Genomic DNA, 16,246 nt, shown 5'->3' with positions numbered 1-16,246 from the left:
ATGGATGCCAATGATTGGGGGCATCTTCTCCCGGCTTGCCCGGGTCCAGTTCACCGCGGGGTACGTGGCGGTCCTGCTTGCGGTCAGCTGCGCCATCCTGACGCTCGGCCCGCACGCGCATGACGTCCTCGTGCAGCGCGCCAGCACCAACCTGCACAACCTGGCCCACGGCCACGTGGGAACCCTGTTGGGCAGCGCGCTGGTGGTCGACGCCGGTCCGCTCTACTTCTGGTTGCCCTTCCTGACCTGCCTGCTCGCCCTGGCCGAGCTGCACCTGCGCACCATCCGGCTGGTCGTGGCGTTCCTGGTCGGGCACATCGGGGCGACGCTGCTCGTCGCCGCCGCCCTTGCCGGGGCGGTGGAGTTCGGCTGGCTACCGCTGTCGATCACCCGGGCCAGCGACGTCGGGATGAGCTATGGCGCCCTGGCGGTGCTCGGGGCGATGACGGCGGTGATTCCCCAACGCTGGCGGGCGGCTTGGGTCGGCTGGTGGGTCGCGGCCGGCCTGGCCGCGGCGATCATCGGCGGCGATTTCACCGATGCGGGTCACACCGTCGCCGTCGTCCTGGGCGTGCTGGTGTCCGCCCGCTTCCAGCAGCCGATCCATTGGACGCCGGTGCGGTGCCTGATGCTGGCGGCGTCCTCCGGCTTCGGTTTCCTGGTCCTGGCCCACCACTGGGCGACGATGGCCGCCGCGCCGGCGTTCGGCCTCCTGGGCGCGGTGGCCGCCCACAAGATCGTCCAACTCGCCGTCCGGCGCGCTGCCCTGCCGGTTTTGCCGGTGGCGGACGACACGCTGACGGGTCCGCAGCCCGTGATGGCCGGCTAGGCGCCTCGCCGCCCACCTGTGCAGCGCGCGCCGAGCGCCGTCCGGCGAATCACCTATGATCGGCACTTGCGCCGGGCGAATCCAGCCCTTCCGAACAGCCTCGTCAGCAAGGAGAGTGCCGCCGCGTGGGCGATCAACCCGTCGACCTTTCGCCGGAAGCGTTGACCGAGGCGGTTTCGGCCGCCCGGCGGGCCATCGCCCTCGCCGACGACCTCGACGCGCTGGCACGGGTCAAGACCGAGCACCTCGGTGATCGCTCGCCGCTGGCATTGGCACGGCAATCGCTGGGTGGCGTGCCCAAGGAGGAGCGCGCCGATGCCGGTAGGCGCGTCAACGCCGCTCGCGGCGAGGCGCAAGTCAGCTACGACGAACGGCTGGCGGCGCTGCGTGCCGAGCGCGACGCCGCGGTCCTGGTCGCCGAATCCATCGACGTCACGTTGCCGTCGACACGGCAGCCGCCCGGCGCCCGGCACCCGATCACGATATTGGCCGAGCACATCGCCGACACCTTCATCGCGATGGGGTGGGAGCTGGCCGAGGGCCCAGAGGTCGAATCGGAGCAGTTCAACTTCGATGCCCTCAACTTCCCCGCCGACCACCCCGCCCGCAGCGAACAGGACACCTTCTACGTGGCGCCGGAAGATTCCCGGCAGCTGCTGCGCACCCATACCTCACCGGTGCAGGTCCGCACCCTGCTGGAGCGCGAGCTGCCCGTCTACATCATCTCGATCGGCCGCACGTTCCGCACCGACGAGCTCGACGCCACCCACACGCCCGTCTTCCACCAGGTCGAGGGCCTGGCGGTGGACCGCGGCCTGTCCATGGCGCATCTGCGCGGAACGCTCGACGCGTTCGCGCGCGCCGAGTTCGGGCCCACCGCGCGCACCCGGATCCGGCCCCACTTCTTCCCGTTCACCGAACCCTCCGCCGAGGTCGACGTCTGGTTCGCCGACAAGAAGGGCGGCGCCGACTGGGTCGAGTGGGGCGGCTGCGGAATGGTGCATCCCAACGTGCTGCGGGCCGCCGGAATCGACCCCGACACCTACTCCGGCTTCGCGTTCGGCATGGGCCTGGAGCGCACCCTGCAGTTCCGCAACGGCATACCGGACATGCGGGACATGGTCGAGGGCGACGTCCGGTTCTCGCTGCCGTTCGGGGTGGGTGCCTGATGCGCGTTCCCTATAGCTGGCTGCGCGAAGTGGTGGCGGCCGGGGCGCCGGACTGGGACGTCGCCCCCGGCGAGCTCGAGCAGACGCTGGTGCGCATCGGCCACGAGGTCGAAGAGGTCGTCCCCCTCGGCCCGGTCGACGGCCCGCTGACCGTCGGGCGGGTCACCGACATCGAGGAACTGACCGGTTTCAAGAAGCCGATCCGGGCCTGCCTGGTCGACGTCGGCGAGGATGGAAAGCGGGAAATCGTCTGCGGGGCAACCAACTTCGTGGTCGGCGACCTGGTCGTGGTGGCGCTGCCGGGCAGCACCCTGCCGGGCGGCTTCGCCATCACGGCCCGCAAGACCTACGGCCGCCACTCCGACGGGATGATCTGCTCGGCGGCCGAACTCGGCTTGAGCGCAGACCATTCCGGGATCCTGGTGCTGCCGCCGGAGACCGCCGCACCGGGAGCCGACGGCGCCGCGGTGCTGGGCCTGGACGACGTGGTCTTCCACCTGGCGATCACCCCCGACCGTGGCTACTGCATGTCGGTGCGCGGCCTCGCCCGGGAGATCGCGAGCGCCTACGACCTGCGGTTCGTCGATCCGGCCAGCGACCGGGTGATCAAGCCGTTGCCGATCGAGGGGGAGGCCTGGCCGCTGACGGTGCAGGCCGAAACCGGGGTGCGGCGCTTCGCGCTGCGCCCGGTCACCGGCATCGACCCCACCGCCGTGTCACCGTGGTGGCTGCAGCGCCGGCTGCTGTTGTGCGGCATCCGCGCGACCTCCCCGGCGGTCGACGTCACCAACTACGTGATGCTGGAACTGGGCCATCCCATGCACGCCCACGACCGCAATCGCATCACCGGCGGCCTCGGCGTGCGGTTCGCCCGGCCCGGCGAGACCGTCGTGACGCTGGACGACATCGAGCGTCGGCTCGATCCGGCCGATGTCCTCATCGTCGACGACGTGGCCACCGCGGCGATCGGCGGCGTCATGGGCGCGGCCAGCACCGAGGTGCGCGAGGACTCCACCGACGTGCTGCTGGAGGCCGCGGTGTGGGACCCGGCCGGGATATCGCGCACCCAGCGCAGGCTGCACCTGCCCAGCGAGGCCGCCCGTCGTTATGAGCGTGCGGTGGACCCGGCCATTTCGGTGGCCGCGCTGGACCGGTGCGCCGCGCTGCTCGCCGAGATCGCCGGGGGAGCGGCGTCTCCGACGCTGACCGATTGGTGGGGCGACCCGCCGGTGGGCGACTCGGTCGCCGATTGGGCCGGGTCGCCGATCCGGATCGCCGCCGACCTGCCGGACCGCTTCGCCGGGGTGGCTTACGCCCCGGGCACGACCGCCCGGCGGCTGGCCCAGATCGGGGCCACCGTCGCCGACGGGGGCGACGCGCTGACCGTGACGCCGCCGAGCTGGCGGCCCGATCTGCTGCAGCCCGCGGACCTGGTCGAGGAGGTCATGCGGCTGGAGGGGCTGGAGGTCATCCCGTCGGTGCTGCCCTCGGCCCCCGCGGGCCGCGGGCTCACCGCGGTGCAGAAGCGGCGCCGCGCGATCGGCAGGTCGCTGGCCCAGTCCGGTTACGTCGAGATCCTGCCGACGCCGTTTTTGCCCGCCGGTGTGTTCGACCTGTGGGGGCTGCCGGCCGACGACCCGCGGCGCACGACGACGCACGTGCTCAACCCGCTGGAAGCAGACCGGCCGCAGCTGGCCACCACGCTGCTGCCCGCCCTGCTGGAAGCGTTGGGGCGCAACGTGTCCCGGGGCCTCGTCGATGCCGCGCTGTTCGCCCTGGCGCAGGTGGTTAAGCCGACGGACGAGACGCGCGGTGTCGAGCTCATCCCGGTCCACCGCCGGCCCACCGTCGCCGAGATCGCGATGCTGGACGGGTCGTTGCCGCGGCAGCCGCAGCACGTCGCCGCGGTGCTGACCGGGCTGCGTGAACCCCGAGGCCCCTGGGGCCCCGGGCGACGGGTCGAAGCCGCCGACGCGTTCGAGGCCGTGCGAATCGTCGCGCGCGCCAGTGGGATTGACGTTCAGCTGCGGGCGGCGCAATGCCTGCCGTGGCATCCGGGTCGGTGCGCGGAGGTGTTGATAGGGGAGGTCTGCATCGGTCATGCCGGGCAGCTGCATCCCGCCGTGATCGAGCGCTCCGGCCTACCCCAAGGCACCTGCGCGATGGAGCTCGACCTCGACGCGATTCCCATCGTCGAGGTGCTGCCGGCGCCCAGGGTGTCGCCGTTTCCGGCCGTGTTTCAGGATGTCAGCCTCGTGGTGTCCGCGCACGTGCCCGCCCAGGCGGTGGCGGATGCCGTTCGGGAGGGCGCCGGCGAATTGCTGGAAGACCTTCAGTTGTTCGACGTGTTCACCGGTCCGCAGATCGGCGAGCATCGCAAATCGCTGACGTTCGCGCTGCGTTTCCGCGCGCCGGATCGCACGCTGACCGAGGACGACGCCAGCGCGGCCCGCGACGCCGCGGTGCTCCGCGCCGCCGAGGCGGTCGGCGCGGAGCTGCGCGCCCAATAGCGGGCGACCCCTTCTGAGCTGCGCGTTGACCCGCGTCACCGCAAAACTGCTTGAAATCGTAACGAATCCTGTGAAAACGCTGGTTGTCATTTCATTGTGATATCAGCCCTGGTTACGCTCACTTTGTCTTGGTTACCGGTGGGTAAGGTTACCGATCGGTAGTCGGCCAAAATGAGTCGAGGGGGGCCTCGCGCGCTCGCGTGCGCGGGGCCTTGCTCGACTCGTGCCAAATGGGATGACCACCGGTCACAGTCCATGAGTCGAGGAGAAGCTGGAATGTCGTTTGTGATCGCAACGCCGGAGCTGGTTCAGGGTGCAGCCCAAGATCTGGCGGGTATTCGTTCGTCGCTGGCCGAGGCGGCAGCGACCGCGGCGGGTCCCACGACCGGGATAGTGACCGCGGCCCAGGACGAGGTATCGATTGCGATCGCGTCGATGTTCGGCAACTTCGGCCAGGAGTTTCAGGCCCTCAGCGCCCAAGCGCAAGCGTTCCACGAGCAGTTCGTCGGCTTGCTGAACGCGGGCGCCGGCGCCTACCTGAGCACCGAGGCCGCCAACGCCGGGCAGGGTCTGCTGGGTGGCGGAGCCGCCGCCGCCCTGCAGAACGGCAGCATTGGCACTTATGTCGGAGGCGAGATTCAGGCTGGCGCGCAAGCGATCTCGAACGCCATTGGCAACGCTCCCATTGCGCTCGGCGTGCTTCAGACCGGTGGGGCACCCGCGATGGTCAACGGCTTGAGCGCCTTCGGTGCCACCGTTGCCGCGCCGTACCAGGCGCTGGTCTCGAACACGTTTAACAACCTGCAGGCCATCGGGAGCACGTTCACCGCCAACCCCTTCCCGTTCCTGCACCAGATCGTCAACAACCAGATCTCCTACGGCCAGACGATCGCCTCGGCGATCGGACATGGCATTCAGAACCTGCCCGCCGAGTTGGCCAATCTGCCGGCGACCGTTCAAGCCGGTCTGCAGGGCCTAGCGACCTTTAACCCCGGAGCTCTGCTGCAGCAGTTCGTCAACAACCAGATTGGCTACGCGCAGACGATCGGCACAGCGCTGCAAGCTGGCGGCCAGGACTTGATCACCGGGGTGCAAACCTTGCCGGCGGGATTCCAGACGGTCTTCCAGGACCTTTTGGCGGGCAACAATATTGGCGCGTATGGCGCGATTAACCAGACCCTGTTGAATGCCTTCCTGCCTGGCTTCCACGACGTCAACCTGGATCTGGGGTTGCCGGCGCACAATGTTCCCGTCGTTCCGCTCGGCGCGTTGGGCGACCTGGCGCCCATCTTCTCCATCCCGGGTCAGATGGCGCAGAACTTCACCAACCTGTTGCCCGCGGGCTCCCTCCCCGCGCAGATCTCGCAGAACTTCACCAACTTGGTCGACACGGTCACGAACTTTGGGACGACGCTCAGTTCCGGCAACCTTGCCATCACCTTCGGGCTGCCCCTGCAGATCGTTTTTGACGGGATAGGTGCGCCGGCCAACGCGTTAAGCGCCTTGAATTCCAGCGCGGCGGCGTTTACCGGTGCATTGCAAACCGGTGATATAGCCGGCGCGGCGGCCGCGATTCTCGACGCTCCCGCCTTCGTCGCAAACGGTTTCCTCAATGGCCAAACGCTAATAAATCTGCCGCCGCTGACGGCGAACCTACTGCTCGACGGCACCTTCATCAGTAGCCTCACATCAACGACCCAACTCCCCTTGGGCGGGCTTCTCACCCCGCTGAGCCCTCTCATCCTCGCTGGTGTCGGCGGGGGACCGCTTCCCGGAACGCAAATCGGTGGCTTCATTCCCGGATTGCTGAGCTTCGGGTCCGAACTCGCAGCGGCAATTACGCCCACCCTGTAGCCGTTGGGGGCCGGGACGTCGGAGTTGCCCGGACGCATTGTGATCTCCAGCACTATTCCATTAGGCTCTTTTCGTCTGGGTGATCACGGGGCGGTCGTCGTAGTCGACGGGAGACAGCCATGTCATTTGTGACCACAGCACCGGAATTCGTGACGGCCGCGGCCGACGATCTGGCGGATATCGGCTTGGCGCTGCGCGCGGCCCACGCCGCGGCCGCGCCTCCCACGACCGGGATACTGGCTGCGGCCGCGGACGAGGTATCGAATCAGATTGCGGCGACGTTCGGCGCGTATGCCGAGGAATACCAAGCCGTTAGCGGGCAGGCGGCGGCGTTCCACAGCGCGTTTGTGAGCCTGTTGAACGGTAGCGCGCTTGGATATTTGAGCACCGAGGTCGCCAACGCCGAGCAGAACCTGTTGAGCACGATGAGCGCACCAGCCCAGGCATTGCTTGGGCAGCCGTTCATTGGCGCCGGCCCGGCCGCCGCGCTGCCGATTCTCGGCGGGTCCGGCGGACTTCTCGGCGACGTAAGCTCGCTCCTTTTCACCGGTGGGCCCCTGGGCGCGATCATCGAGGGCGGGCCCTTGGGCCCGTTCCTCAACGGCATCGGCCAAGACATCGGTGGCGTCGTGTCCACCGTGTTGGCCGGCGGCCTTCCCGGGCTGCTGTCCGATCCGCTGGGGCCGGTCGTGCAAGGACTCCAGCCCCTGCTTCCGGGGCTGTTCGCGGCCAGCGCGACCGCCATGGCCGCCGGCGACCCGTACCAAGTCCTTATCGCCAATACCAGCGCCAATCTGCAAAGCCTCTTCGGTACCTGGTCCGCGGACCCGTTCCCGTTCCTGAACCAGGTCATCATCAACCAGCAGGGCTACGCGCAAACGTTCGGTGCGGGGCTCGCGTTGGCGCTGCAGAACCTTCCTGCCACGTTGGCGAACGTGCCGGCGAACATCCAACTCGCGATCCAGGGTGCCGCGACCTTCAACCCCGGGGCCTTGGCGCAGGCGTACATCAACCAGCAGATCGGTTATGTCCAGACGATCACCACGTCGCTGCAGAGCGCGGGCGCGGATTTCTCGAAGACGGTGCCGGTCTTCGAGGCCGACATGGGGATGGCCGGCCAGGCGCTGATGACGGGCGATTACCACGGCGCGGTGGAGCACGTCGGGCAGGCCGTCCTGGGTCTTTTCATTAGCGGATTCGATACGAGCAATTTGTCGGACGTCAAGATACTTGGCCCCGGCGGCGACCTGCTCCCGATCCTGACGATCCCCGCGCAGCAGGCACAGAACTTCGCCAACCTGTTGCCGCCCGGTTCCATCCTCGATCAGATCGCGCAGAATTACGCGAACGCGATCACTGCCTTCACGAACGGGAACATCGCGACGACCATTACGCTCCAACTGCTCCAGTCGCCTCCGGTCGTGATGGGCGCCAATTTCGGGTTGCCGTTGTCGCTGGCCTTTGCGGCGATGGGTTCGCCCATCTCGGCGCTGGACGGGTTCGCGACGGGCGCGACGGCGTTTGGTTCCGCGCTGCAGGCCGGCAACGGCGTCGCGGCGGCCGGCGCACTCGTCGACATGCCTGCCTACGTCTTGAACGGCTTCCTCAATGGCCAAACCCTCGTCGATTTGAACATGCCGGTGAGCGTGGGCGGCGTCACGATACCGATGACGATGCACTTGCCCTTCGACGGGATTCTCGTTGCACCACAGCCGCTTACGGCGACGGTGGACCTGAGCCTGCTGGGCATTCCCGTCCCGGTTAACCTCACCCTCGGTGGCACGCCCTTCGAAGGCATCGTCCCCGAGCTGCTGAACTACGTGCCCGAGCAGCTTGCGGCGGCAATCAGACCCGCGTAGTCGTCGAGGGCCATGGCGCCCACACGATAGTCAATAGTGCGCAGTCCCAAAAATCTTGGGACTGCGCACTATTCGCATAGGTGTCCGCGTGCACTCGCGAACACGGTGGGCCGCGAACTGAAAATCCATCGAGCGCAACCGGCGTCGGACCGGAGGGATGAGAAGTAGGGTGTTATCGGTCGTCGAGTTTGTTTCCGGGGCGGTCCGGCGGGCTGGATGGTACGCAGGCGCGCCGAACACTGGTGAAAACGTTCATTTTCGAATGTCACTGTGTGGCATGCCATTACGCTCGTCCTGCCTTGAGGATTCGGGCTGATATACGAATATGCCGTTCATGTGGGGAGATGAACATGTCTTTTGTGATCGCGGTTCCCGATCTCGTCGAGGTAGCAGCTCAAGATTTGGCAGGCATCCGCTCGGCGTTGGACGAGGTCACACAGGCGATAGTCGCCCCTACGACCAGCTTGGCGCCTGCGGCGGCGGACGAGGTATCGACCGCCATCGCGGCGCTTTTCGGGACTTTCGGCCAGGAATATCAAGCCCTCAACGCCGAAGTCGCGGCGTTCCACAACGCTTTCGTCAACGCGTTGAGCGGCGGCGCCGCCGCCTATATAGAGGCGGAGATCGCCAACGGAGCCGCGATGCTCCAGGGCGGCGGAAACCTGGCCGCGAACCTCGGGGGTGGGCTCGCCGGGCTGGGCGCCCAAATTAGTGGCGCCCTGTCCGGCGGCCTCAGCGGTGGGCTTGGCCTCGGCCTCGGTGGTGCCATCGGGACGGGGCTCGAGGGAGTCGCCCTGCAGGCGGGCGGCGCCCTGCTGTCGGGCGTCGGCGGGGGACTGGTCCAGACCGGTAACGCCATCGTCAACGTCGGGCTCGCGCTGGAGAATAGCGGCGCCGCTATGTCGAGTCTGGGCGCGCAGCTGGCCGCCCAGGCTGGAACGGAGCTCTCCGCCTTCTTGAACGTCGGCGCAGCACTATCGGCGAGTCTCAACGGCAGCCTGGCCGGCCTGGCCCAAGCCGCTAACGCATTGGCGGCCGGATTGAACGGCGGCTTGACAGGCGTGATCAGCACGGGCGCGACCCTGGCCAACGCCTTTGGCGCCGGGCTGAATGGGTTGATCCAGACGGGTGCGTCGTTGGCGGGTAACTTCGGTGCGGCGCTGTCGAATCTGGGCGGTTCGCTGAGCCTGGCGCTGTCCGCCGGTCTGAGTGGTTCGTTGGCGGGCTTGGGTCCGCTGGGGGCGCTCATCACCGCGGGCCTCAATGGTGGGCTGACCGGCTTGGCGAACACCGGGGCGATGCTGGCGGGTGAGTTCGGTGCGGGCCTCAACGGGCTGTTGCAGACCGGGGAATCGTTGGCGGCCAACTTCGGTGCGGCGTTGAGCGGTCTGGGTGGCTCGCTGAGTCTGGCGTTGTCGGCCGGTCTGAGTGGTTCGTTGGCGGGGCTGGGTCCGCTGGGGGCCGCCATCGAGGCCGGCCTTTCCGGTGGGCTGTCGGGTCTGCTCGACACCGGGGCGGCCCTGGCGGGCGAGTTCGGTGCGGGCCTCAACGGGTTGATCCAGACCGGAGAATCGTTGGTGGCCAACCTCGGTGCGGCGTTGAGCGGCCTGGGCGGTTCGTTGAGTGCGGCGCTGTCGCTGGGCTTGAGTGGTTCGTTGGCGGGCTTGGGTCCGCTGGGGGCGCTCATCACCGCTGGCCTCAACGGTGGTCTGACCGGCTTGGCGAACACCGGTCTGGCGCTGGCGAATGCGTTCGGTGCCGAGCTGAATGGGTTGATCCAGACGGGTGCATCGTTGGCCGGCAACTTCGGTGCGGCGTTGAGCGGTCTGGGTGGCTCGCTGAGTCTGGCGTTGTCGGCCGGTCTGAGTGGTTCGCTGGCGGGGCTGGGTCCGCTGGGGGCCGCCATCGAGGCCGGTCTTTCCGGTGGGCTGTCGGGTCTTGCGAACGCTGGGGCGATCCTGGCGGGCGAGTTCGGTGCGGGCCTGAGCGGGTTGATCCAGACCGGGGAGTCGTTGGCGGCCAACTTCGGTGCGGCGCTGTCGAATCTGGGTGGCTCACTGAGCGCGGCTATTTCGGCCGGCTTGAGTGGTTCGCTGGCGGGACTGGGCGGGCTCGCCGGGTTGCCGGCATCGCTGGCGGCCAGCTTGGGTGCCGGCCTCAACGGCCTGTTCAACGTCGGTCAAGCCCTGGCGAGCAACTTGGGCGCCGGGCTATCGGTGCTTGCGCAGACCGGGGTGTCGATCTTGGGCGACTTCAATGCTGCGTTCTCGGGTCTCGGCGCCTCGTTGAGTGCGGCCATTTCCGCCGGTTTGAGTGGTTCACTGGCGGGTCTGGGTCCGCTCGGGGCAGCCATCGAGGCGGGCCTTTCCGGTGGGTTGTCTGGCCTTGCGAACGCTGGGGCGATGCTGGCGGGTGACCTGGGTGCCGGGCTGAATGCATTGATCCAGACCGGGGAGTCGTTGGCGGGCAACTTCGGTGCGGCGTTGTCGAATCTGGGCGGTTCGCTGAGCTTGGCGTTGTCGGCCGGTTTGAGTGGTTCGTTGGCGGGGTTGGGTCCGCTGGGGGCCGCGATTGAGGCGGGTCTTTCCGGTGGTCTGACTGGGCTGGCGAACACCGGTCTGGCGCTGGCCAACGCGTTTGGTGCCGGGCTGAATGGGTTGATCCAGACGGGTGCGTCGTTGGCCGGTAACTTCGGTGCGGCGTTGTCGAATCTGGGCGGTTCGCTGAGTCTGGCGTTGTCGGCCGGTTTGAGTGGTTCGTTGGCGGGGTTGGGTCCGCTGGGGGCCGCGATTGAGGCGGGTCTTTCCGGTGGTCTGACTGGGCTGGCGAACACCGGTCTGGCGCTGGCCAACGCGTTTGGTGCCGGGCTGAATGGGTTGATCCAGACGGGTGCGTCGTTGGCCGGTAACTTCGGTGCGGCGCTGAACGCGCTCGGTGGGTCGTTAAGCGCGGCCCTGTCGGCCAGCCTCAGCGGCAGCTTGAGCGGGCTCGCTGGGCTCGTCGCGCTGCCGCCAGAACTGGCGGCCACCTTGGGTGCGGGCCTCTCGGGTCTAGTCAGTACCGGTGAAGCCATAGCCCAAAACCTGGGAACAGGGCTATCGGTGCTGGTGCAGACCGGTGAGTCGTTGGCCGCCGAGCTGGGTGGGGCGCTGTCGGGCCTCGGTGGCTCGCTGAGTCTGGCGTTGTCGGCCGGCTTGAGTGGTTCGCTGGCAGGCTTGGGTCCGCTGGGCGTCGCCATCGAGGCCGGCCTTTCCGGTGGTCTGACTGGGCTGGCGAACACCGGTCTGGCACTGGCCAACGCGTTTGGTGCCGGGCTGAATGGGTTGATCCAGACGGGTGCGTCGTTGGCCGGTAACTTCGGTGCGGCGTTGTCGAATCTGGGCGGTTCGTTGAGTGCGGCGCTGTCGCTGGGCTTGAGTGGCTCGCTGGCGGGTCTGGGTCCGCTGGGGGCGCTCATCACCGCTGGCCTCAATGGCGGTCTGTCCGGCCTGCTCAACACGGGGGCGACCCTGGCGGGCGAGTTCGGTGCCGGCCTGAACGGGCTGATCCAAACCGGGGAGTCGTTGGCGGGCAACCTCGGTGCGGCGCTGTCGAACCTCGGCGGTTCGCTGAGTCTGGCGTTGTCGGCCGGCTTGAGTGGCTCGTTGGCGGGTCTGGGTCCGCTGGGGGCGCTTATCACCGCTGGCCTCAATGGTGGTCTGACCGGCTTGGCGAACACCGGTCTGGCGCTGGCGAATGCGTTTGGTGCCGGGCTGAATGGGTTGATCCAGACCGGTGCGTCGTTGGCCGGCAACTTCGGTGCGGCGCTGTCGAATCTGGGCGGTTCGCTGAGTGCGGCGCTGTCGCTGGGCTTGAGTGGTTCGCTGGCGGGACTGGGTCCGCTGGGGGCCGCCATCGAGGCCGGCCTTTCCGGCGGGCTGTCGGGTCTTGCGAACGCTGGGGCGACCCTGGCGGGCGAGTTCGGAGCCGGCCTGAACGGGCTGATCCAAACCGGAGAATCGTTGGCGGGCAACCTCGGTGCGGCGCTGTCGAACCTGGGTGGCTCACTGAGCCTGGCGCTGTCGGCCGGCTTGAGTGGCTCGCTGGCGGGGTTGGGTCCGCTGGGGGCGCTCATCACCGCTGGCCTCAATGGTGGTCTGACTGGTCTGGCGAACACCGGTCTGGCGCTGGCCAACGCCTTCGGCGCCGGCCTGAACGGGCTGATCCAAACCGGAGAATCGTTGGCGGCCAACCTCGGTGCGGCGCTGTCCAACCTCAACCTGATGGTGTCGATCAATGCGGCGCTATCGGGCAGCCTCAACGCGGCCTTGTCCGGTCTGGCGCAGGCCGGTCAGGCGCTGGCCGCCGGCCTGGGTGGCAGCCTGTCGGGCCTGGTCCAGACCGGCGAAGCCCTGGGCGGTAGCTTGGCCGCAAGCCTGTCCGGCCTGGCAGCGACCGGTAACGCGCTCGCGGCGATCTGGGCGAACGCCGCCGCCGAGATAGGTTCCGCGCTGAGCGGGGCCTTCTCCGGAAGCCTTGGCGTTGCCTTCCCGGGCTTGGTCGGAACCGGTGCCGCCCTGGCGTCTGGCATTGCGGGTCTCACCGCTGGACTCGAACAGACCGGTGGCGCCCTCGTGACATCGTTGGAAGCCGCCCTGACCGACCTTGAGCTCTCGCTCCAGGCCGCATTGAACGCGAGCCTAGGCATCGGCGTCGCCGCCTAGGCCGGCGGTGCCCGGGAGTCGCGGGCAGGTGTTGGGCTCTCCCGAAGCGGAGCCCTGACCGACACCGCCTCCTGGGCACCGAAAGGCGCAAACACCGGCCACTGGGGAATGGATTTGCAAACTACTGCATAACCATGCAGAATCGTCGAAATGGCCGACGTATTGAAGGTGGCGGTTGCCGGCGCCACCGGCTACGCGGGCGGTGAAATCCTACGGCTCCTGCTCGGGCATCCCGCCTACGCCGACGGTCGGCTCGCGATCGGCGCGGTGACCGCCGCGGCCAGCGCCGGCAGCACGCTCGGCGAGCACCACCCACACCTAATCCCGTTGTCCCAGCGCATGGTCGAGCCCACCGACATCGCCGTGCTCACCGGACACGACGTCGTGTTCCTGGCCTTGCCACACGGGCACTCGGCCGCGCTGGCCGAACGGCTCGGCCCCGAAACCCTCATCATCGACTGCGGCGCCGACTTCCGGCTGACCGACGCCGCCTCCTGGGAACGGTTCTACGGATCCCCCCACGCCGGCAGCTGGCCCTACGGCCTGCCCGAGCTGCCCGGCGGCCGAGAGCGGCTGCACGGCGCCCGCCGCATCGCGGTCCCGGGCTGCTACCCGACCGCGGCGCTGCTGGCGTTGTTGCCGGCGATGGCCGAGGACCTCATCGAGCCCGCCGTCACCGTCGTCGCCGTCAGCGGCACCTCCGGCGCCGGCCGCGCCGCCAAAACCGACCTTCTCGGCTCGGAGGTCATCGGGTCGGCGCGGGCCTACAACATCGCCGGCGCGCACCGGCACACCCCCGAGATCGCCCAGGGACTGCGGGCCGTCACCGACCGCGACGTCACGGTGTCGTTCACGCCGGTGCTGATCCCGACGTCCCGCGGCATCCTGGCCACCTGCACGGCACGCACCCGAGCACCGTTGTCGCAGCTGCGGGCCGCCTACGAAAAGGCTTACCATTCGGAGCCTTTCGTTCATCTGATGCCCGAAGGGCAGCTGCCCCGTACCGGAGCGGTGATCGGCAGCAACGCGGCGCACATCGCCGTCGCGGTGGACGAGGCCGCCGAGACGTTCGTGGCGATCGCCGCGATCGACAACCTGGTCAAGGGCACGGGTGGCGCGGCGGTGCAGTCGATGAACCTGGCGCTGGGTTGGCCGGAGACGGAAGGCCTTTCGGTCGTCGGGATCGCGCCGTGACCGAACTAGCCAGCGCCACAAGGTTAGTGCGCGAGCAGGGCGTCACCGCCCCGGCCGGGTTCCGGGCCGCGGGCATCGCCGCCGGAATCAAGGCATCCGGGGCGCGAGACCTCGCGCTGGTCTTCAACGAAGGGCCGGACTACGCGGCCGCCGGAGTGTTCACCCGCAACAAGGTCAAGGCCGCGCCCGTGCTGTGGTCCCGGCAGGTACTGACCACAGGGCGGTTGCGCGCGGTGGTCCTCAACTCCGGCGGCGCCAACGCCTGTACCGGACCGGGCGGGTTCCAGGACGCCCACGCCACCGCGGAGGCCGTCGCGGCCGCGCTGTCGGACTGGGGAACCGAGACCGGGGCCATCGAGGTCGCGGTCTGCTCCACCGGGTTGATCGGTGATCGGTTGCCTATGGACAAGGTGCTGGCCGGTGTTCGGGACATCGTGCACGACATGGCCGGCGGCCTAAGCGGTGGCGACGAAGCCGCCCGCGCCATCATGACCACCGACACCGTGCCCAAACAGGTTGCGCTGCACCATCGGAACAACTGGACGGTCGGCGGGATGGCGAAGGGCGCCGGCATGCTGGCGCCGTCGCTTGCGACGATGCTGTGCGTGCTCACCACAGACGCGGCCGTCGAACCCGACGCGCTCGACCGGGCGCTGCGCCACGCCGCCGCCCGAACCTTCGACCGGCTCGACATCGACGGCTGCTGTTCGACCAACGACACGGTGCTGCTGCTGGCGTCGGGTGCCAGCGAGATCACCCCAACGCAGGCCGATCTCGACGACGCCGTGCTGCGCGTGTGTGACGACCTCTGCGCGCAGCTGCAGGCCGACGCCGAGGGCGTGACCAAGCGCGTCACCGTGACCGTGACCGGTGCCTCCTCCGACGACGACGCCGTGACCGCCGCACGTTCGATCGCCCGCGACAGCCTGGTCAAGACGGCGCTGTTCGGGTCCGACCCCAACTGGGGCCGGGTGCTCGCCGCCGTGGGCATGGCGCCGGTCGCGCTGGATCCCGACCGGATCACTGTGTCGTTCAACGGTTTTGCCGTATGTATCGACGGGATCGGCGCACCGGGCGCACGCGAGGTGGACCTTTCCGGCGCCGACATCGACATCACCGTCGACCTGCGCGTCGGTGAGGGTCGCGCCGCGATCCGCACCACCGACCTCTCGCACGGCTATGTCGAAGAGAACTCGGCCTACAGCTCATGACGATAAAAATCGACGCACTGCCCACCCAAGTCAAAGCGCAGGTGCTGGCCGAAGCCCTGCCCTGGCTCAAGCAGTTGCACGGCAAGATCGTCGTCATCAAATACGGCGGCAACGCGATGACCGACGACACGCTCCGGCACGCCTTCGCGGCCGATATGGCGTTTCTGCGCAACTGCGGCATCCACCCCGTCGTCGTACACGGCGGCGGGCCACAGATCAGCGCCATGCTGCGCCGGCTCGGCATCGAAGGCGACTTCAAGGGCGGCTTCCGGGTCACCACACCCGAAGTGCTCGACGTGGCGCGGATGGTGTTGTTCGGTCAAGTGGGCCGCCAACTGGTCAACCTGATCAACGCGCACGGCCCTTACGCCGTCGGCATCACCGGCGAAGACGCACAACTGTTCACCGCCGTGCGGCGCAGCGTCACCGTCGACGGGGTGGCCACCGACATCGGCCTGGTCGGCGATGTCGATCGGGTCAACACCGCCGCCGTGTTGGATCTGATTGCGGCACGGCGCATTCCGGTGGTATCGACGCTCGCGCCGGACGCTGACGGTGTGGTGCACAACATCAACGCCGACACCGCGGCCGCGGCGCTGGCCGAAGCCCTGGCCGCCGAAAAGCTGTTGATGCTCACCGATGTCGAAGGCCTGTACACCCGCTGGCCGCATCGGGATTCGCTGGTCAGCGAAATCGATTCCGCCACATTGGCGCAACTGCTACCCACGCTGGAGGCGGGCATGATCCCCAAGGTCGAGGCGTGCCTGCGGGCCGTCACGGGGGGAGTGCCCAGCGCGCACGTCATCGACGGGAGGGTCGAGCATTGTGTGTTGGTGGAGCTTTTCACCGACGCGGGCACCGGAACCAAGGTGGTGCCGGCATGACGCAGAGTGCCTTTCGTGTCGCCGAGCGTCACG

8 protein-coding genes and 1 pseudogene are annotated in these 16,246 nt (G+C 68.3%); all 9 read left to right on the top strand.

Going from position 1 to position 16,246, the window contains the following annotated elements; translation table 11 throughout:
• Positions 1–10: 10 nt before the first annotated feature.
• The 9 genes and pseudogenes from G6N25_RS22470 (at position 11) to argB (ending at position 16,213) form a co-directional block, all read left to right on the top strand.
• Positions 11–829: a rhomboid-like protein gene (locus tag G6N25_RS22470; protein WP_083075321.1), complete on the top strand. Its 819-nt coding sequence runs from the start codon at positions 11–13 to the stop codon at positions 827–829.
• Between the two features lie 125 nt (positions 830–954).
• Entirely contained in the window at positions 955–1,998 is a 1,044-nt protein-coding gene (gene pheS, locus G6N25_RS22465) for a phenylalanine--tRNA ligase subunit alpha (protein ID WP_083075322.1), read from the top strand.
• Positions 1,998–4,508 (top strand): phenylalanine--tRNA ligase subunit beta, encoded by a 2,511-nt coding sequence (pheT, locus tag G6N25_RS22460; protein ID WP_083075323.1) that lies wholly within the window; start codon positions 1,998–2,000, stop codon positions 4,506–4,508. The genes pheS and pheT overlap by 1 nt, the downstream gene beginning before the upstream one ends.
• A 276-nt stretch (positions 4,509–4,784) precedes the next feature.
• Entirely contained in the window at positions 4,785–6,362 is a 1,578-nt protein-coding gene (locus tag G6N25_RS24270; protein WP_083075324.1) for a PE family protein, read from the top strand.
• Positions 6,363–6,481: 119 nt separating this feature from the next.
• The gene (locus G6N25_RS24265) at positions 6,482–8,221 is read left to right on the top strand and encodes a PE family protein (RefSeq protein ID WP_083075325.1); all 1,740 of its coding nucleotides are present in this window, start codon (positions 6,482–6,484) and stop codon (positions 8,219–8,221) included.
• Between the two features lie 350 nt (positions 8,222–8,571).
• Positions 8,572–12,924: a PE family protein gene (locus G6N25_RS22445; protein ID WP_163672540.1), complete on the top strand. Its 4,353-nt coding sequence runs from the start codon at positions 8,572–8,574 to the stop codon at positions 12,922–12,924.
• 134 nt (positions 12,925–13,058) lie between these two features.
• Positions 13,059–14,118 (top strand): annotated as a pseudogene (gene argC, locus G6N25_RS22440) (N-acetyl-gamma-glutamyl-phosphate reductase).
• Positions 14,115–15,329: a bifunctional glutamate N-acetyltransferase/amino-acid acetyltransferase ArgJ gene (gene argJ, locus G6N25_RS22435; protein WP_083075329.1), complete on the top strand. Its 1,215-nt coding sequence runs from the start codon at positions 14,115–14,117 to the stop codon at positions 15,327–15,329. Before argC ends, argJ begins: the two are co-directional and overlap by 4 nt.
• The gene (gene argB / locus G6N25_RS22430) at positions 15,326–16,213 is read left to right on the top strand and encodes an acetylglutamate kinase (RefSeq protein WP_083075331.1); all 888 of its coding nucleotides are present in this window, start codon (positions 15,326–15,328) and stop codon (positions 16,211–16,213) included. Before argJ ends, argB begins: the two co-directional genes overlap by 4 nt.
• The last annotated feature ends 33 nt before the right edge of the window (positions 16,214–16,246 follow it).

Source organism: Mycobacterium heidelbergense (genome assembly GCF_010730745.1).
GTDB lineage: Bacteria > Actinomycetota > Actinomycetes > Mycobacteriales > Mycobacteriaceae > Mycobacterium > Mycobacterium heidelbergense.
The sequence above is the reverse complement of the archived record's forward strand: the minus strand, read 5'-3'. Positions and strand labels throughout refer to the sequence as shown.

What these genes read in the sequence shown, in the direction of transcription:
- G6N25_RS22470 (WP_083075321.1), top strand. Translation starts at nt 11, where the DNA reads ATGATTGGGGGCATCTTCTCCCGGCTTGCCCGGGTCCAGTTCACCGCG.
- pheT (WP_083075323.1), top strand. Translation starts at nt 1,998, where the DNA reads ATGCGCGTTCCCTATAGCTGGCTGCGCGAAGTGGTGGCGGCCGGGGCG.
- G6N25_RS24270 (WP_083075324.1), top strand. Translation starts at nt 4,785, where the DNA reads ATGTCGTTTGTGATCGCAACGCCGGAGCTGGTTCAGGGTGCAGCCCAA.
- G6N25_RS24265 (WP_083075325.1), top strand. Translation starts at nt 6,482, where the DNA reads ATGTCATTTGTGACCACAGCACCGGAATTCGTGACGGCCGCGGCCGAC.
- G6N25_RS22445 (WP_163672540.1), top strand. Translation starts at nt 8,572, where the DNA reads ATGTCTTTTGTGATCGCGGTTCCCGATCTCGTCGAGGTAGCAGCTCAA.
- argB (WP_083075331.1), top strand. Translation starts at nt 15,326, where the DNA reads ATGACGATAAAAATCGACGCACTGCCCACCCAAGTCAAAGCGCAGGTG.